This window comes from Micromonospora sp. C81, assembly GCF_018070425.1.
Classification (GTDB): domain Bacteria; phylum Actinomycetota; class Actinomycetes; order Mycobacteriales; family Micromonosporaceae; genus Micromonospora; species Micromonospora zamorensis.
This window is the reverse complement of the sequence record NZ_JAGPXS010000013.1, coordinates 81,842-99,342: the sequence shown is the minus strand read 5'-3', so window position 1 is coordinate 99,342 and position 17,501 is coordinate 81,842. Positions and strand designations below refer to the sequence as shown.

The following is a 17,501-nucleotide window of genomic DNA, read 5'->3' as shown; positions in this document are numbered from 1 at the left end:
CTTCAACCCTGGATAGCGCCTCATTGGGGACTTGACCCCCGGGCCGGTCGGTGCTGCAATCGTGTTCCGCTGGCGGAAACACCCGCATTGGGAGATGAAGACTTGGCAGAGAGTCAGGGCACTGAGGCGGCGAGCCGCGTGGCCGACGTCCTTCTCCTGTTCACCGACGGGCCGGACTTCCTCGGGGTCACCGCGATAGCGCGCAGCCTCGACCTGTCCAAGGCCGTGGTGCACCGGATCCTGCAGACATTGGTCGAACGCCGGTTGCTGGTCAGCGACCCGGCGAGCCGTGGCTACCAGCTCGGCCCGGCGGCCGCCGCACTCGGCGCCCGCGCGCTGCGCGAATCGCAGCTGCGCACGGTCGCGATGCCGGTCCTGCGCGAGCTGCAACTGGCCACCGGCGAGACGGCGACCGTGTCGGCGCACGTGCACGGCGGCCGGGTCTACCTCGACCAGGTCGAGTCCACCCGGGAAATCAAGATGACGGTCGAGGTGGGCCGCCGTTTCCCCCTGTACGCCGGCAGCTCCAGCACCTGCATCCTGGCCTTCCTGCCCGACACCGAGCGGGAGTCCCTGCTCGCCACCGAACTGCCGTCGCTGACGAACCGCACAGTGACCGACCACGACCTGCTCCGCGCGCGGCTCACCGCGATCCGCAAGACCGGGGTGGCCAACTCCGACGGCGAACGCCAGGAGGGCGCGGGCTCGGTCGCCTCGCCCGTCTTCGGCATCGACGGCACCGTCGTCGGCGCCGTCTCGGTCTGCGGCCCGGCGCACCGGGTCGACGAGGCCGCCCGGGAACGGTTCGGTCCACTCGTGTGGGAGGCCGCCGACAGCATCTCGCGGGCGCTGGGCTGGTCCGGCGGGCTCCCCAAGTGACCCCGCGATCCTGGCTCTACGTGCCCGGCCACCGCGCCGACCGGGTCGCGAAGGCCCTCGCCGCCGGCGCCGACGCGGTGGTCGTCGACCTTGAGGACGCGGTGCCGCCGGACCAGAAGGAGACCGCCCGGGCAACCGCGCTGCGGCTGGCCTCCCAGGGCCCCCACGAGCGACCCCTGTGGGTACGCGTGAACGACCCGACCGGCCCGTGGGGCGAGGACGACATCGACGCGCTGGCCGGGTTGGAGCTGACCGGATTGCGGGTGCCCCGGTGCGAAGACCCGGCCGTGATCCGCGACGTCGCCACCCGCGCCGGGCTGCCACTGCAACTGCTCCTGGAAAGCGCTGCCGGGCTGGCCCGGGCGGCCGAGTTGGCCACCGCGCATCCACTGGTCGCCGGGCTCGGGCTGGGCGAGGCCGACCTGTCGGCCGACCTCCGGGTGACCGGCGACGACGGGCTGGCCTGGGCGCGCGGCTGGGTGGTGGTCGCGGCCCGCGCCGCAGGCCTCCCCTCACCCGTGCAGAGTGTCTACACCGACGTCGCCGACCTCGACGGCCTGCGCGTCAGCACCGAGCGGGCCAGGGCCAACGGCTTCGTCGGCCGGTCCGTGGTGCACCCCCGACAGATCCCGGTCGTGCACGAGGTCTTCACGCCGACAGCCGCCGAGGTGGCGGCCGCGCGGGCCGTCCTTGCCGCAGCGGCACGCGCACAGGAGGCCGGCGAGGTGGCCGTGCTCGACGCCGACGGCCGGTTCGTCGATCCCGCTGTGGTGCGCCGGGCCCGACTCGTTCACGACCTGACCGAACCGTCCGACCCACCATCCGGAGGAACGAGTTGACCACCGAGCCGCAGGCCCGCCCGGCACGCACGACCGACGACGCCCTACTCGCCGCGGTGACCGCGGGGGTACGGCTCGTCGAGCTGGGGCACCCGCATTTCACGGGCATGCCGTGCTCGCCGAACCATCCCGGTTTCCGAATGAGCCTGATCCGCCGCCACGGCGACATGGTCCGCCCGGACGGTGGCTCGGCGGCCAACGAGATGATCGTGACCGGGGGGCACGTGGGCACCCACGTCGACGCGCTCTCGCACGTCAGCCACGACGGCAGGCTGCACGGCGGCGTGGACGCCGCGGCGGCGCAGACCGGTGGCCGGTTCAGCGCGCTCGGCGCCGAGCACACGCCCGCGCTGCTCACCCGGGGTGTGCTCCTCGACGTGGCCGCCGTCCACGGGGTGGACGTGCTACCCGCCGGCTACGGCGTGACCGCGGCCGACCTGGCCGCCGCCGCCGAACGGGCCGGTGTCGAGCCGGGGCCCGGCGACGTCGCGCTGGTGCGCACCGGCTGGGCGCGGCACTTCGACGACGCGACGACCTATCTCGGACAGGCCGCCGGCGTACCGGGCGCCACCACCGACGCCGCCGAGTGGCTGGCCGCGCGTCAGGTGGTCGCCACGGGCTCGGACACCACGGCGTACGAGCAGATCCGTCCGGGCAACGGCCACAGCGTGCTGCCCGTGCACCGAGTACTGCTGGTCGATGCCGGCGTCTACATCATCGAGCACCTCAACCTGGAGCACGCGGCCGCCGAAGGGCTGACAGCGTTCGTCTTCGCGATGGCGCCGTTGCGCATCGTCGGCGGCACCGGCTCGCCGATCCGACCGTTCGCGGCGGTGGCGGCATGAGCACGCCGACCATCGTCCAGCGGCTCGCAGCGGTGGCCGACGACGTACGGCGCGATGGGCTTCCCGGCGACCTGCGGCAGGACGTGGCCCGCAGGGTCCTCGACCTGATCGGCAACAGCCTCGCCGCCACCGGGCTGCCGCCCGCACGGGCGGTCACCGCGTACGTCCGGGCGGCTGGCGGCACGCCGGAGGCCGTCGCCATCGGCACCGGGCTGCGTGTCCCGGCCGCGAACGCGGCGCTGGTCAACGGCACGCTGGCGCACTCGCTCGACTTCGACGACACCCACCTGCCATCGGTTCTGCACCCCTCCTCGCCGGTGGTGCCGGCGGCGTTGGCGGTGGCCGAGGCGCGCGGCGCGTCCGGCGCCGCGCTGCTCGACGCGGCCGGAATGGGCATCGAGGTCGCCGTGCGGCTCGGCATGGGCGGTTACGACCGCGCGCTCGGAAATTCCGAGTTCTTCGAGCGCGGGCAACACGCGACTTCGATCTGCGGCGCGGTCGGGGCAGCCGTGGCCGCCGCGATGGTCGGTGGCGCCGACGCCGAGGGCATCGCGCACGCGGCCGGGATCGCCGCGAGCATGGGTGCCGGCCTGCTGGAGGCCAACCGGACCGGCGGCACCGTGAAGCGGGTGCACTGCGGCTGGGCGGCGCACTCCGGCGTGGTCGCCGCAGAGTTGGCCCGGCACGGGCTCACCGGCCCGCCGACCGTGGTCGAAGGGCGGTTCGGTTTCCTGCACGCGTTCTGCGGCGAGCGGGCCGACGTCGACGCGGTGGTGGACCGGCTCGGCACGCACTGGGAGCTGCCGGGCATCTTCTTCAAGCCGTACCCGTGCAACCACTTCACGCACGCGGGCATCGACGCGGCGCTGGCCCTGCGCGAGCGCGGCGTCGACCCGGCCACGATCGAGTCGATCGAGTTGGGCGTCCCGTCGCCGGTGCTGCGCACGATCGCCCAGCCGCCGGAGGACAAGGCGCGGCCGGAGTCCGGCTACCACGCGGCGTTCAGCGGCCCCTACACGGTGGCGGCCGCGCTGCTCGGCGGCGGCGGCCTGGGCCTGGGCCACGAGGACTTCACGGACGCTGCGGCAGCGGACGAGACGCGGTTGGCGCTGGCGGCGAAGGTGCGCTGCGTGGCGGACGCCCGCTGCGACGAGATCTTCCCGAACCAGTTCCCTGCGGTGCTGCGGGTGGTGCTGCACGACGACACCCGGCACGAGGTACGGGTCGACGTCAACCGGGGTGGACCGGGCAACCCGCTCAGCTCGGCCGAGCTGGCCGCCAAGTTCGCGCTCAACGCCGCGCTGGTGCCCGACCGCGAGGACATCGCCGCGGCCGTGCTGGACCTGGCCGCCGCGCCCGACGTGGCCGGTCTGATGGCCCGGGTGCGGGAATGATCGAGCGGCTGGCCGCGACCGCCGCCGGCACCGAGTGGGTGTCGGCACCCGCCCGCGTCCAGGACCGGGTGGTCGACCTGGTCACGGACACGATCGCGGTCGCCGCGCTGGGCAGCGGGCGGGCCGAGCTACGCGCGCTGGCCGCCGGGTCCGGCGGTTCGGGTGAGTCGACAGTGGTGGGCTCGTCACGCGGCTGGCCAGCCGCGGAGGCTCAGTTCCTCAATGGCAGCGCGATCGCTGCGGATCAGCTCCAGGACGGCCATCGGCCGGCCCGTGGCCATCCGGCATCGCACGTGGTCCCGGCCGTGCTGGCGCTCGCCGAGGACCGGGACCTACCGGGTGTGGAACTGCTGTCGGCGGTGCTGGCCGGTTACGAGGTCGGTGTCCGGGTCGGCCGGGCGATGGGGGGCACGCCGGACGGCGTGCACGACATCGGCACCTGGGGTCAGGTCGGCGCGGCCGCCGGGGTGGCCCGGCTGCTGGCGCCCGGCGATGCGGCCGCCATGCGCCGCGCCATCGAGCTGGCCGGCTCGGCTGTGCTGCTCAGTGACGCGGCGACCATTTTCGCCGGGCGTGCCGGCGGGCACGCGTTCCTGGGCGCGTCGGTGCAGCTGGGCGCGAGCCTGGGCGCGGCCGCCGTGGCTGGTCTGGAACCGCTGCCCGGCGCACTGGATCGGCATTTCGCGACGGTCGCCGCCCGTGACTGGTCGGGTATCGGGCAGGACCATGGCCACGAGGTGCTGCGTGGCTACACCAAGGCGCACCCCACCTGCGCCCACCTGCACGGCGTGAACGACGCGGTGGCGGACATCGTCTCCGTGACCGGCCCGTTGTCGGATGTGGAACGCGTCGAGGTGCGCACGTTCGCGCACGCGGCCCGGTTCGACGCGGTCGCCGACAGTGAGCTGGCCGCCCGGTTCAGCGTGCCCACCTCGGTCGCGGTCGCGCTGCTCACCGGCACACTCGACGAGACCACGCTGACCGCGGAGACGGTCTGCTCGGCGACGGTCCGCGACTTGGCCGCGCGGGTCGAGGTGCGGCACGACAGTGAGCTGGACGCCGGCTATCCGGCCGGCCGCCCCGCCCGGGTGCGGGTCCTCCGCGCCGACGGCAGCGTGCTGACCGGCGCGGCGGACCTGCCACGCGGCGACGGTCCACGGGCCTTCGACCGGGACGCGTTGCGCACGAAGGCCCGGCGGCTGCTCGACCACCGCTTTCCCGGGCATGCCGACGGGGTGCTCGCCCTGATCGACGGACTGGCGGCCGGCGGCACCGCCCGCTCGCTCGGCGCCGCGCTACGGGCGGCGGCCGCGTGATCGTCACCCGACGCGACGGCGCGCTGCGCCTCGTCGAGCAGGTCGAACACGGACGGGTCGCTGGCGAGTTGGCGGCCGTGTGGGGCAACGACCGGTTCGAGACGCCGACGCCCGGTTCGCCGGTGCGCACCGCGGCCACACGGCACGACGAGGGCTGGCGGGCCTGGGACGCCCGGGTGCTCTTCCACGAGCTGGAACGCCGGCCGCTGCACTTCCTGGAGATCGACGCCACCGAACACGTGCGGCTCTACCGCCAGGGCGTCGAGCGGGTGGCGCTCGGCGACGTGTACGCGGGCGTGCTGGTCGGCATGCACTGGACCGGCCTCTACCGGGGTCGGTGGTCGGCCCCGGACGCCCGAGGCAGGCTGAATCTCGGCCCCGAGGGCCGGGCGGCGCAGGACGCGGCGGTCGACGCCGAGGAGCGGCGGTGGGTGACGGCGAAACGGCTGGCCTGGGCGGCGGCCGAGCCCCGGGCCGCATTCGAGACCAGGCTGTGGCACAACTACGAACTGCTTCAGCTCTGGGACCTCCTCTCGCTGTACCTGTGCGTGATGCCGCCACAGCCGGCGGCCGTGCCCGGACCGGCGCGGCCCTGGGGTCCGCAACTGGCCGACCTGGAGCATTCGGCCCAGGACGTGCTGCTGCCGCCCGTGCGCACGCACCCGTTCGGCTCGGTCGAGCGGATCACCGTCGGTGTCCGTAGACCGGGCGTGCTCTGGCTCGACCCGTACCCGTTCACCCGGCCCGGCGTCACCGTCGACGTGCTCAGCGCGGTCGTGCCGGACCGGACCTACAGCCATGCGGAACTCGCCGCACGAGTCGGACGGACGCCGGCCACCGTGATGACCTGGCACCTCGCGCCGTGGACTCGCTGATGGACCTCGCCACGGCCCGCGCCGCCGCACACGCCTTCGTGCTCGGCGAGGCCGGCTTCGCCCAGCTGACCACCATCGACTCCGACGGCTTTCCGGTGAGTCGCACGATGACCGCGTTCCTCGAACCGGACTGGTCGGTCAGCCTGGTGCAGCGGGCCGGCCACCGGCGGCTCGAGCAGTGGCGACGCGATCCGCACACGCTGGTCACCTGGGTCGGCACTCCCGCGCCGGGCGCCACCAACGAGCGGCCGCATGTCTTCGACATCGGCCTGCTTCCGCCCCGGATGGTGTCCATCCGCGGGACGGCGTCGGTCATGCCGCCGAATTGGACGATCGCTGTGTACCGGCGTGAGGTTGCTCGGCAGCGGGCGTCCGGCTTCACCAAGGCGCCCTTGCGCTCGGATGACGAGGTGACCGCCGAGTTGGCCGGGGTGCGGATCGAGCCGGCGCGAGTGCGACTTGAAGGGTTCGGCGTGGGCGCCGAATCCCATCTGTGGACCGTCAGAAAGGCAACCACATGATCAAAACCATTCTGGGTTACGAGATCGAGGAGGGCGTCAGCCCCGAGGAGTACGAGTGCTGGCTCTTCGACGTGCACGCGCCGGACCTCCTGACCAACCCCTACCTCGACCGGATCGTCTTCAACAAGGTGCTGCGCCCGGTGCGGCAGGCCTCCGGCGGCACGGCGTCCGTGCCGGAGGGTTACACGTTCTACCGGATCGCCGAGATGCACTACGCCGACGAGGAGGCGTACGCGAACTACCTGCGCTGGTTCGAGGAGCACCCGCTGCCGGCCGAACGCGGCCCGGCCGGCCGCACGAAGTTCAAGTTCTACCTGGTCACCGACAGCACTGAGGTGAACCGGGAATGAGTGTCGTCGCGCTGCTCGCCGGGTTCGCCGCGCTCTCACCACCGGAGGGGTCCCTGGCCAGGTGGGCGGCCCGGATCGGCACACCGGACGGGGAGTTCCCACTGATCGGCGCCGGCACCCGGGCGGAGACCTACGTCGCTCTGCAGTGGAATGGCGAACGGTGCGCGTCGCTCGGCCCGGAGGTCGCGCCGACGCTCGTCGGTCTCGCGGTCGGCGCGGCCCGGCGCCGGTCGGCGGCCCAGCTGTCGGCGGCCGTCGACGCCGGGCTGGCCGCCGCCGCCGAGGTGTCGACGCCCATGGTGCCGGTGAGTACCGGTGTGCTGGCCGCCACCGTGTGCGCGGCGCGACTGGCCGAGGTGCCGGAGAACGAACTGCCGGCGCTGCTGGACCTCGCGGCGAGCCTGATGGTGATCGGCCCGCCCGGTGTCGCGCCCGGGCACGACCCGGCCGCCGCCTGGCTCGCGATGCGGGCCTGGGATTCCGGCATCACCGGCATGCCCGGCGGGCTGGCCCACACCCTGTCAGTGGTGTCCAACGGACTTCCCGACCGTGCTGCGGCCGACCTGGATGTCTTCGACCTCGTGGAGGCGCTGCGATGATCGTGCTCAACGTGGCGCGGCCGGTCGGCGAGGCGGACCCGGTCGAGCTGGCCGGCGCCGCGCTCGCAGCCGGGCTCGACGGTGTCGCCCTGGCCGACAGCCCACGGCTGTTTCCCGACTGCCTGGTGGAGACCGAACGGGTGCTCAGCGCCACCCCGGCACGGCTCGCCGGGCCGTGCGTGCTCAGCCTCGGGCTGCGGCACCCGGCAACGGTGGCCGGCGCCGTGCGCACCCTGGAGGCGCACCATCCCGGCCGGGTGCTCACCGTGGTCGGGCGGGGCGAGAGTTCGGTACGCAACGAAGGGCTGACACCACCGTCTCTGCGTGCGTATGAAGCGGCACTCGACGTGCTGCGCGAACTCGTGCCGGCGTCGGCGCTGCTGCTGGGCGCCGCGTCCGGACCCCGCACCATCGCGGCCACCGCCGCCCGGCTCGGCGGCGTACTGATCGACGCTGGGGCGGACCCCACGATCGTCGGCAAGGCGGTGGCGTTGGCCCGCTCAACGCGGGCAGATGTGCCGGTCTGGATGTTCGTCCGCGCGGTAGTGACCGACGACGAAACGGACGCCGACGCTGCCGCTGCGCCCGTGCTCGGGTCGTGCGCGGCCCGGCTGGTGCAGGCGCCGGACTGGTTCGACGTGCCGGCCACGCTGCGCTCCGGCGTCGCCGCCGTGGCCGAGGCGCACGACTACCGGCGGCACGGCACGGCCGATGCCCGCGGCGCCGGCGACGTACCCGCCGAAGCCGACCGGTTCGTGCGTGAACGCTTCGTGGTGACCGGAGACCGGCGCGCGGTCACGGAACGGTTCGCCGCGTTCAGCGCTGCCGGCGTCGACGGCGTGGTGCTGGCCGGCGCTGTCGGTGGGGTCCTGGACCGGCTCGACGAGCTGGGCCGGGCGGTCCGCGATGGCCTGACGAAAGGCTGATGATGCAAGGAATCGACACCACCCGGATCGCCGCCTTCGCACACGACACCAGCCTCGGGGACCCGCCCGAGGAGATCCTCACCTTCACCCGCGCGCTGCTGCTCGACACCCTGGGCGCAATGCTGGGTGGCCTTCGGTATCCGGCCGTCCGGGCGCTGGCCGAGTCACTACGCCCGTCGGCCACCACCGACCTACCGTTCGGCCGACTACTCACCCTCGGTACGGCTGCCACCTGGCTGGACGCGGATTCCGGTGGGTCCTTCCATCCGCAGGGACACCGGCTACCACCGGTGCCGACGGCGCATCCGGCACCGCACTCGCTGCCCGTGCTGCTGCACGCCGCGGCCCACGGCGTCGACGACCGGCGGCTCGTCGAGATCTTCCTGATCGCCAACGAGATCGGCATGCGTTTCGGCGTCGGCACCACCCTTCGGCCCGGGTTGCACCCCCACGGCATCCACGGCCCGATCGCCGCAGCGGTTGCCACCGCTCTGTTGGATGGCCTTCCCCCTGCCACCACCGCCACTGCCATCGAGCTGGCCGGCGCGGTGCCGATGGCCGCGACCCTCGCCGTCCCGATGCGCGGCGGTACCGTCCGGAACCTGTGGACCGGCCTGGGCGCCTACTACGGCGCCTCCGCCGCCCGTCGCGCCGCCGATGGCGCCACCGGGTCGGAGGCCCTGCTCCGCGAACTGCTCGACGGCCTGGTCTGCACGGATCTGTCCGCCGCGGAGCTGACCACGGGGTTGGGCACCCGCTGGCGGTTGACCGACAGCTATCTCAAGCCGTACGCCTGCGCACGCTGGGTGCACCCCGCGCTGGACGCGTTCCGCGCCGCCGTCGCGGGCGTGGCCGACCCGGTGCGTGAGCGCGGGGGCCTGGCCGCGATCGAAGTCGACACCTTCGCCTTCGCCGCGTCGCTGTCCACCGTCGACGTCTCCTCGGATCTGCAGGCGCGGTTCTCGGTGCCGGTCAGCTTGGCCACCCTGGCCCTCGACGGCGAACTGGCCGCAGCGGGTTTCCTGCCCGACCGGCTGGCCCGCCCCGAGGTTGGCGCGCTGGCAGCTCTGGTCCGGCTGCGCGAGGAGCCGCTGTTCACCGCCGCCCTCCCGCACGAGCGGCCGACGAGGGTCACGGTCCACTGGCGGGACGGTTCCACGGCGTCGGCCACGGTTCGCAACGCCCGCGGCAACCCGGACGACCCGCTGACCGCCGACGAGGTGGCCGCCAAGTTCCGGCGCAACGTCGAGGACGTACTCGACCCGACGACCGCCGACGCGGTGGTGGCCGGGCTCCTCGATGGTGCTGGCGGCGACACCATGGCACGCGCGGCTGCCGAGGTGATCGGCCGGTTCTGCCCGTAGGGCCCGCCCGTCGGCGCTCGTCAACTCTCGGAGCGGCGCTCCGCCACGGCGGCGTCGAACCAGTCCCGCAGGTCCTCCGCGGCCGGCGGGGTGCGCGGGTCCACCGGGTCAGGGTTGCGCAGGTGGTAGACCTTCCCCATGAGCGGCCTCAGCGAGCTGATCGGCTCAAGGTCATGACCACGCCCGGCCAGCACCGGCTGACCCGCGTACACGTATCCCCGGGTTTCCCCGTGCCCCACCTGCCAGCTCAGCTCGGGTACGGCGTGGCGGACGCACTCCGCGGCGTAGAACGCGACCGCGTCGATCAGCGCGAGGGACTCGTCCGACCAGATGTGCGGGGCGAGGAGCGCACTCCGCCCGTACCACATCGGCAGGACGGCGTCCGTCGGGCGTTGGAAGACGCTCCCGTTTTCGAGGATCACCTTCTCCCGGGGAGCATCGGCGGGGCGCAACTCGAGGCGGCCGATGGCCCAGCCCCAGATCGGGGCCAGGCTGTCGCGGGAATGGTCGAGCCGTTGCGGTCTGCCGGTGCGGGCGGCCTGGTCGTGCAGCCAGGCGAGCCGTTCGTCTCCGGCGGCCAGGTAGCGCCCCAGGAAGTCCTCGTCGGACTCGGCCGTGGTGCTGAGGACCATCCCGGCAGGTGTCCGGTCGTCCTCGTCCGACAAGATCATGTCGAGGACCTCGCCGAGCGGCGCGCCGGTGACATCGCCCTCCTGGACGACGAACCGACCGCCGGTCGCCTGCGCCACCTCCTGCAGCACCTCGACGACCCGCGTCACCTCGGCCCGAAATCCGGCGGCCGGCAGCAGGGGGAAGGCGTCCCAGATCGAGACGACCAGCTCGCTGACTCCCGTCTTGCCGGGGTGCACGAACCACTGCGTGCCGAGCCGCTCCCCCTCCCAGACCAACTCGGCGTACTCCCCGCCGGCGACATCCTCGTGGAGATCCGGATCGTCACCGAAGACCCTGCTGAGCAGGGCGACCGTGGTCGCCCTGCTCAGCTCGGCCCCGGACGGGATGACACCCATTTCCAGGCTCACTGCAACTGTGCCCCGCTCGGTGCGTAGGAAGCACTCGGAAAGAAGTGCCAATGTACTTGTCGAGTTTCTCGGTGACGCCCCGTTCGACACCACGTTCAGCCTCGTCAACCGAGGCGCCGTCTGACTCGCGCGTGAGCGGGACGTCGGCTACGTCGAATCGTGGAGTGCTGCCGGTACACGGTTCGTTGCAGCCTGTTCCGGTACGTTCGATCCGTTCACCCTCGGGCAGCCGCTGAGGCCATGGCAACAGCGCCGAGGCGAGCCGGAGCGTGTGGCCGACTGGCCGAGAAGGCCGGCAGATGATGGGGATTCGATCGGAAGTGGGTGTTGATGACGCGGCCGACACTGTTCCTGACGGTCGGGCTCCCGTGCACCGGTAAGACCACTGCCGCTTGGCGTATCGAAATCGAGTGGAAGGCGCTTCGTCTGACGAAGGACGAATGGGTGAAAGCTCTCTACGGGCACGAGAATCCGCCATCGGCTCAGGACGTGATCGAAGGACGACTCATCGAGATCGGGCTGCGCGCCCTCGAACTCGGCAACAACGTTGTGATCGACTTCGGTCTCTGGAGTCGGGACGAACGCTCCGCCCTGCGGCAGGCAGCAGCAGACCTCGGCGCGCTCGTGGAGATGCGCTACTTCGCGCTCACCCCAGCCGAGCAGCGCAGACGACTCGACCGGCGGCAAGCCGAAGCGCCGCACACGACGTGGCCGATGTCCGACGAGGAACTCGCCGAGTGGGCCGCCACCATCGACATCCCGACGCCAGGCGAACTCGACGGCAGCGAACCCGTCGATGAGCCACCGGCTGGTTTCGCGACCTGGAACGAGTGGCGCGCACGCCGCTGGCCGCCGGCGGTCTCCTGACGCCGGGCCGCCAGGAGCCGGTTTCCCGGCCGGTCGTTCGGGTACCGCCGCTGGTCAGGACAGAGGAAGGAACACATATGACCGAGCGGGACGAGCGACTCGATGGGGAGCAGACCGGGGTGCCGCAGGACGAGGGGGCCCGCAGCACCCGGGCGGCGCAGGACGCCCACGGCGGCAGCATGGCGCCGGGGCTGGTCGACGACACGGGCCACCCGGTGGCGCAGGCCCCGGCCGACCAGTTGGCCGACAGCGAAAACGAGGCCTGAGGCACGAGCGGCGGGCTGGTCGGGAGCGGTCCGGGCCAGCCCGTCGGTCGCTTGAGCGCGATGTGAGAGTTCGATGGTGTCCCGTCTCACCCCGATCTCGTTCGCCAGGTCGCCACAGCCCGCCGGTACTCTTGATCGAGTACGGACTGTACCCATATGTCCACCAGCCGAGGGGTGACCATGCACGATCACGCGTCCGGCCACATCGACCTCGCTCGCCTGCGGGACGTGCTCGACGGACCGTGGGCAAAGGTGCGCAACGCGCACCGGGAGCACCTCGACGAGCGTTTCCTTCCGGTGTACGGCGAGACCGGTGACCAGGCACGTGAGCGGATCTCCCGGCTGCTGACCGAACTCCCCGTCGAACTGGGGATCGCGTCGGCCTTTCCCACCGAGTACGGCGGCAGCGCCGACGTCGGCGGCTCGATCATCGCCAGCGAGATGCTGGCGCAGGTCGACCTCTCGCTGATGGTCAAGGCGGGCGTGCAGTGGGGCCTGTTCGGTGGCGCAGTGCAAGCCCTCGGCACCCAGCGCCACCACGACACCTACCTGCGGGACATCATCTCGGGCACCATTTTCGGCTGCTTCGCGATGACCGAGACCGGCCACGGGTCCGACGTCCAGCAACTGCGCACCACCTGCACGTACGACCCGCAGACGCAGACCTTCGACCTGCACACCCCACACGAGGCGGCCCGCAAGGACTACATCGGCAACGCCGCCCGGGACGGACGCATGGCGGTCGTCTTCGCGCAGCTGATCACGAACGGTCAGCGGCACGGCGTACACGCGTGGTTGGTGCCGATCCGCGACGCACAGGGCAAGCCGCTGCCCGGCGTGACCATCGGCGACGCTGGGCCCAAGGCCGGCCTGCTCGGCGTGGACAACGGGCGGCTCAGCTTCGACCACGTGCAGGTGCCCCGCGACATGCTGCTGGACCGTTACGGTCAGGTCGCCGAGGACGGCACGTACTCCAGCCCGATCGAGAACGACTCCCGGCGCTTCTTCACGATGCTCGGCACCCTGGTCCGTGGTCGGGTGAGCGTGGGCGGCGCCGCGTCGGCGGCCACCAAGTCCGCGCTGACCATCGCAGTGCGCTACGGCGACATCCGGCGCCAGTTCGACACTCCCGGCGCCGACCGGGAGGTGCTGATCAACGACTACCTGGCCCACCAGCGCAAGCTGCTGCCGGCCCTGGCCACCACGTACGCGCTGCACTTCGCCCAGACCGAGCTGGTCGCTGCGCTGAATGAGGTGCAGGGCGGCGACGGGCCGGTCGACGAGCACCGGCAGAGGGAGCTGGAGTCCCGAGCCGCCGGTCTCAAGGCCGCGCAGACCTGGCACGCGACCCGCACCATCCAGATGTGCCGCGAGGCGTGCGGCGGCGCCGGCTACCTGGCGGAGAACCGGCTACCCAGTCTCAAGGCCGACACCGACGTCTTCACCACGTTCGAGGGCGACAACACGGTGCTGCTGCAGCTGGTGGCCAAGGGGTTGCTCACCGGCTACCGCGACGAGTTCGGCTCGTTGGACGGCTGGGGGCGCGCCTCCTTCGTCGCTGAGCAGGTCCGCGAGATGGTGCTCGAGCGCACCGCCGCACGGTCGCTCATCGAACGGCTGATCAGCGCGGTGCCCGGCCGCGACGAGGAGGTCGCCGTCACCGACCGCGGCTGGCAGCTGAAGGCCTTCGAGGACCGTGAGCGGCACCTCCTCGAGGGCGCTGTCCGCCGCCTTCGCGGCGGCGCGGCCACCAAGAAGGACCGCCCCTTCGACATCTTCAACGACGTCCAGGACCACGTCCTGGCCGTTGCCGCCGCGCACATCGACCGGGTCACCCTGGAGGCGTTCGTTGCCGGCATCGAGAACACCGCCGACCCGGCGGTCCAGGCGCTCCTCTCCCGCGTCTGTGACCTGTACGCGCTCAGCGTCATCGAGGCGAACAAGGGGTGGTTCCTGGAGCACGGCCGGCTCACGCCGGCCCGCTCGAAGGCGATCACCGGCGTGGTGAACGGATTGCTCAAAGAGCTGCGCCCGCACATGCGAACGCTCGTGGACGGCTTCGCCATCCCGGACACGTGGCTGCACTGCGCCATCCTGCGCGAGGAGCCCCGCAGGCAGGAAACGATGTCCGCCCATGACGCCACCAGTGGTACGCAGGCAGTCCCGGTGTAGGCAGGCAGACTCGCTGACCGACAGGGCTCATTCAGAGGGAGCGGGTTTCCTCAAGGATGACCCGGCCACCGACCTCGACGGTGCCGTTCGGACCGGGTCGGGTCAGGATCTGAGATCCCTTGCCCTGGATGATGTCCAGCGCCCGCTGCAGTTCCGCGGTGAGCACGATCGCGGACGCGCCGGTGGCTTCATCCTCGGCGATGGCGTCGCCCCGGCGGGGAAATCCTCTGGTACGCACCCGACCGGCGGCCCGGTCTTGCCACGCCCACGCGTACAGCCACCCGTCACCTGGCGGCGGGCACGGCAATGCGTCGACCTCCTCGGCTGAGGCGTACTGCTGCATGCGCCTGTCGGGCACCCACTGCGAGCGACCACTGATCCAGGTGAACTCGCCGTCCTGCCAGGTTGGCACCGATCCCGCTGGCGGGTGTAGGAGTTCCGGCCTGGCTCCGAGCCGACTCAGCAACCAGGAGGTGCCCACCAACGGATGACCGGCAAACGGCAGCCGCACGCTCGGCGTGTGGATATCGACGGTTCCTGTGCCGGCATCATCGACGAAGACGGTTTCGCTGAAGCCCAGTCGCGCCGCCACGGCATGGCGGTCCTGCCCAGCGGCCACGGCATGGCCGTCAAGAACAACGCCCAGCTGGTTTCCGTACGTGCCGCCGGGACCGCAGAACACACGAAGTACATGCAGATCTGTCACGAGCGATGCTAACCACACCAAGTCTGCTGGGCGGACACCGTGCGACTCATCGGCGCGTTCGGCATCCCCGCTCCCTGTTACTCCGCGTGCCACGCGGATCGCGGCTGCCGGTGATCTGAGCCGCAGCCACGTAGCGACAGGCTCAGCGCTGGGAGGTCGCGCCAGACCGTTCGCGCGCATCACCCCAGGTCAAAGCGTTCCGCGAACGTGCGATACACCGGTGTTTCCGGCAGGTTGTCGCGGATGGCAAACACCACGTGGTCGAAGCGATCGACCTCCCGCAGCGCATGGGCGAAGGCGTCGGCGACCGTAGCGGGATCGTTGCGGAACACGCCGCATCCCCACGCGCCCAACACCAACGTCCGATGTCCGTGCGCGGCCGCGACCTCCAGCACTCGGCGAGCACGCCGGGTCAGCACCGCCGGTACGTCCGCAACGTGTTCGGGCTGGTTGCGGAGGATCGCGCCCAGGTTAGGCGCCGCTGCGGTCAAGAACGACGTCGTGTGTGGCCGGTCGAGCAGATTGCCCCTGTCGTCCCGGAAGACCGGCACGTCCGGGGAGAAGATGACGCGGTCGCTGTAGCGCAGGTCCCGCTGTTCGCGGTGGAACGCATAGAACTCCCGGGCAGCAAGGAGACATGGGTACAGCGCCGAGGAGCGGGCGATGCTCTCCTCCTGCGCCTTCGCTCCGCCCAGGAACCCACCACCCGGATTCTTCGCCGAGGCGAACACCAGACAGGCCGCTCCGGGCGCCAACCGACGAGCTGCCTGCAACGTCGACTCGTACGTCACCTCCACCCTGCCTGCACCGGGCTCCGCGTTTCCCACCGCGGGCACCTCGTCCGGCAGGTAGAGACGAGTGCCGGCGACTGCAGCACGTACCATCTCGCCGATGCCGACCTCGTCGCCGGCACCATTGCGATAGCGACCCGAGTCAGCGATTGCAACCGTCTGCCGGGCAATCTCGCGCAGACGACCGCTCACCCGGCGCACTCGTCTGCGCTACGACCCTTGTTCTCCACGAGGAGCAAGCTAGGCAGTCCCGCCCCAACCGGCAACCGGGTTAGTGATGTCCGTCAGCTGAGAAGATTTCCGGACCTCTGTGACCGCATCGGCGAGGGCTTCCACTCCGTCGGCGATGGCGCGTTCGGTGAGGGTGGCGTAGCCGAAGAGAAGCCCGCCGGGTCCGGTGGGGCTCAGTCGGTACCGGGAGACGCCTTGCACCACCAGTCCGCGCCGGGCGGCGGCAGCGACGACCGGGGCCTCGTCGAGGTCGTGCGGGAGCCAGGTGACGACGTGTTGGCCCGCCGCGACACCGACCGGTTCCAGTTCGGGCAGCCGTGCGCGCAGCGCGGCCAGGAGTGCGTCGCGGCGGCGGCGGTAGACCGGGCGCATGCGCCGTAGGTGCCGGTCGAACTCGCCGCGGGTGAGGAAGTCGGCGAAGGTCAGTTGGTCGATGACGGGAGAACCGCGGTCGGCCCGTACCTTGGCCGCCGTGATGTCGTCGACCAGGTGTGACGGCGCAAGAAGCCACCCGAGGCGCAGCCCTGGTGCCAGGGTTTTGCTTGCCGTGCCGCAGTAGACGACGGTGTCGGGTGCCAGCCCCTGCATGGCGCCGACGGGTGAACGGTCGTAGCGATACTCCGCGTCGTAGTCGTCCTCGATCACCACGGCGCCGCGACGCTGCGCCCACCCGATGACCCGGGCCCGTGCGCTGGCCGACAGGACGCCGCCGGTGGGCCACTGGTGCGAGGGCGTCAGCACGACGGCGTCCGCGTCGGTCTGTTCGAGCTTCTCGACGAGAATGCCGTCCGGCCCGACCGGGACGCCGATCACGTCCAGGCCGACGGAGGCCGCGACGAGGCGGGCGTCGTCGTCAGCGGATGGGTCCTCGACGGCCACCCTGCGCGCGCCGCGCGCCGCGAGCACCTGGAGTATCAGCGCGATGCCTTGGCCGTAGCCACTGCAGATCACGACATTCTCCGGGCGGGCCGATGTGCCGCGGACACGGTTGAGGTAGTCGCTCAGGGCTGTGTGCAGTTCGGGTACGCCACGCCCGTCGAGGTAGGCGAAGCGTTCGTTCGGCGTGGTGGTGAGGATGGTTCGCACCGAACGCAGCCAGGCGGCCCGGGGGAACGACGACACGTCGGTGCGGCCGTACCCGAAGTCGATCCCGGCCGCCGGCCGATCCCCGCCGCGCCGACTCGCCGACGGTGGTACCGGATCGACGGCGACCTGGGTGTAACCACCCGCCCGACTGGTGAGGTAGCCCTCGGCGACGAGTTGCTGGTAGGCCTCGACCACGACGCCGCGTGAGACTCCCAGATCGGCCGCGATGGTGCGGGTGGGCGGCAGGGACGTCCCGAGACGCAACCGGCCAGCCCGGATGCTGCCCCGGATCGAGGCGGCGATCTGCCGGTGCAGCGGTTCGCCCACAGACCGGTCGACATCGATGAGCAGGTCCTCCGCAGTGCTCGAATTGGTCCTGGTTCGACCCATGAAATCGGACCTTACCGGGTGTACCGATTTCCATCAGGCTCGGA

Annotated in this window: 18 protein-coding genes; 14 read left to right on the top strand and 4 right to left on the bottom strand. The window is 71.7% G+C overall.

All coding sequences use genetic code 11. The features are described from left to right. Nucleotides 1-102 precede the first annotated feature (102 nt). From KBX46_RS21235 to KBX46_RS21185, 11 genes are read left to right on the top strand one after another with little or no spacing between them, the layout of a single operon-like run. Nucleotides 103-879 (top strand): IclR family transcriptional regulator, encoded by a 777-nt coding sequence (locus KBX46_RS21235; RefSeq protein WP_141910090.1) that lies wholly within the window; start codon nt 103-105, stop codon nt 877-879. Then, entirely contained in the window at nt 876-1,718 is an 843-nt protein-coding gene (locus KBX46_RS21230) for a CoA ester lyase (protein WP_088949004.1), read from the top strand. Before KBX46_RS21235 ends, KBX46_RS21230 begins: the two co-directional genes overlap by 4 nt. Then, nucleotides 1,715-2,563 (top strand): cyclase family protein, encoded by an 849-nt coding sequence (locus tag KBX46_RS21225; protein WP_247667905.1) that lies wholly within the window; start codon nt 1,715-1,717, stop codon nt 2,561-2,563. Before KBX46_RS21230 ends, KBX46_RS21225 begins: the two co-directional genes overlap by 4 nt. Continuing rightward, complete coding sequence (locus KBX46_RS21220) at nt 2,560-3,957, top strand: MmgE/PrpD family protein (protein WP_141910091.1); 1,398 nt, start codon at nt 2,560-2,562, stop codon at nt 3,955-3,957. Before KBX46_RS21225 ends, KBX46_RS21220 begins: the two co-directional genes overlap by 4 nt. Then, a complete protein-coding gene (locus tag KBX46_RS21215; RefSeq protein ID WP_210793768.1) occupies nt 3,954-5,273 on the top strand; it encodes an MmgE/PrpD family protein in 1,320 nt (439 codons plus the stop codon). The genes KBX46_RS21220 and KBX46_RS21215 overlap by 4 nt, the downstream gene beginning before the upstream one ends. Further along, the gene (locus KBX46_RS21210; protein ID WP_088949007.1) at nt 5,270-6,148 is read left to right on the top strand and encodes a DUF3891 family protein; all 879 of its coding nucleotides are present in this window, start codon (nt 5,270-5,272) and stop codon (nt 6,146-6,148) included. The genes KBX46_RS21215 and KBX46_RS21210 overlap by 4 nt, the downstream gene beginning before the upstream one ends. Next, nucleotides 6,148-6,669 carry a hypothetical protein gene (locus tag KBX46_RS21205; protein WP_210793767.1) on the top strand — a complete coding sequence of 174 codons (522 nt, stop codon included), beginning with the start codon at nt 6,148-6,150 and terminating at the stop codon, nt 6,667-6,669. The genes KBX46_RS21210 and KBX46_RS21205 overlap by 1 nt, the downstream gene beginning before the upstream one ends. Further along, a complete protein-coding gene (locus tag KBX46_RS21200; RefSeq protein ID WP_210793766.1) occupies nt 6,666-7,019 on the top strand; it encodes a hypothetical protein in 354 nt (117 codons plus the stop codon). Before KBX46_RS21205 ends, KBX46_RS21200 begins: the two co-directional genes overlap by 4 nt. After that, entirely contained in the window at nt 7,016-7,618 is a 603-nt protein-coding gene (locus KBX46_RS21195; protein WP_210793765.1) for a hypothetical protein, read from the top strand. Before KBX46_RS21200 ends, KBX46_RS21195 begins: the two co-directional genes overlap by 4 nt. Continuing rightward, nucleotides 7,615-8,544 carry an LLM class flavin-dependent oxidoreductase gene (locus KBX46_RS21190; RefSeq protein ID WP_141910095.1) on the top strand — a complete coding sequence of 310 codons (930 nt, stop codon included), beginning with the start codon at nt 7,615-7,617 and terminating at the stop codon, nt 8,542-8,544. The genes KBX46_RS21195 and KBX46_RS21190 overlap by 4 nt, the downstream gene beginning before the upstream one ends. Further along, complete coding sequence (locus KBX46_RS21185) at nt 8,544-9,908, top strand: MmgE/PrpD family protein (protein WP_210793764.1); 1,365 nt, start codon at nt 8,544-8,546, stop codon at nt 9,906-9,908. Before KBX46_RS21190 ends, KBX46_RS21185 begins: the two co-directional genes overlap by 1 nt. 20 nt (nt 9,909-9,928) lie before the next feature. Here KBX46_RS21185 and KBX46_RS21180 read toward each other — a convergent pair whose 3' ends face one another. Beyond that, nucleotides 9,929-10,936: a hypothetical protein gene (locus KBX46_RS21180; RefSeq protein ID WP_210793763.1), complete on the bottom strand. Its 1,008-nt coding sequence runs from the start codon at nt 10,934-10,936 to the stop codon at nt 9,929-9,931. Between the two features lie 342 nt (nt 10,937-11,278). On the opposite strand from KBX46_RS21180, the gene KBX46_RS21175 reads away from it, so the two are divergent. From KBX46_RS21175 to KBX46_RS21165, 3 genes are all read left to right on the top strand, one after another. Continuing rightward, complete coding sequence (locus KBX46_RS21175; RefSeq protein ID WP_247667904.1) at nt 11,279-11,815, top strand: ATP-binding protein; 537 nt, start codon at nt 11,279-11,281, stop codon at nt 11,813-11,815. A 77-nt stretch (nt 11,816-11,892) separates the two neighbouring features. Beyond that, entirely contained in the window at nt 11,893-12,081 is a 189-nt protein-coding gene (locus KBX46_RS21170) for a hypothetical protein (RefSeq protein ID WP_210793860.1), read from the top strand. A 180-nt stretch (nt 12,082-12,261) separates the two neighbouring features. Further along, the gene (locus KBX46_RS21165) at nt 12,262-14,253 is read left to right on the top strand and encodes an acyl-CoA dehydrogenase (RefSeq protein WP_210793762.1); all 1,992 of its coding nucleotides are present in this window, start codon (nt 12,262-12,264) and stop codon (nt 14,251-14,253) included. 31 nt (nt 14,254-14,284) lie between these two features. Here the strand turns inward: KBX46_RS21165 and KBX46_RS21160 are convergent, their stop codons facing one another. From KBX46_RS21160 to KBX46_RS21150, 3 genes are all read right to left on the bottom strand, one after another. Next, complete coding sequence (locus tag KBX46_RS21160) at nt 14,285-14,959, bottom strand: PhzF family phenazine biosynthesis protein (protein WP_088949018.1); 675 nt, start codon at nt 14,957-14,959, stop codon at nt 14,285-14,287. A 179-nt stretch (nt 14,960-15,138) separates the two neighbouring features. Further along, on the bottom strand, nt 15,139-15,942 hold the full coding sequence (locus KBX46_RS21155) for a TIGR02452 family protein (protein ID WP_210793760.1): 804 nt from the start codon (nt 15,940-15,942) through the stop codon (nt 15,139-15,141). A gap of 48 nt (nt 15,943-15,990) precedes the next feature. Beyond that, nucleotides 15,991-17,457, bottom strand: coding sequence for a PLP-dependent aminotransferase family protein (locus KBX46_RS21150; RefSeq protein WP_210793759.1), 1,467 nt, complete (start codon nt 17,455-17,457; stop codon nt 15,991-15,993). Nucleotides 17,458-17,501 lie beyond the last annotated feature (44 nt).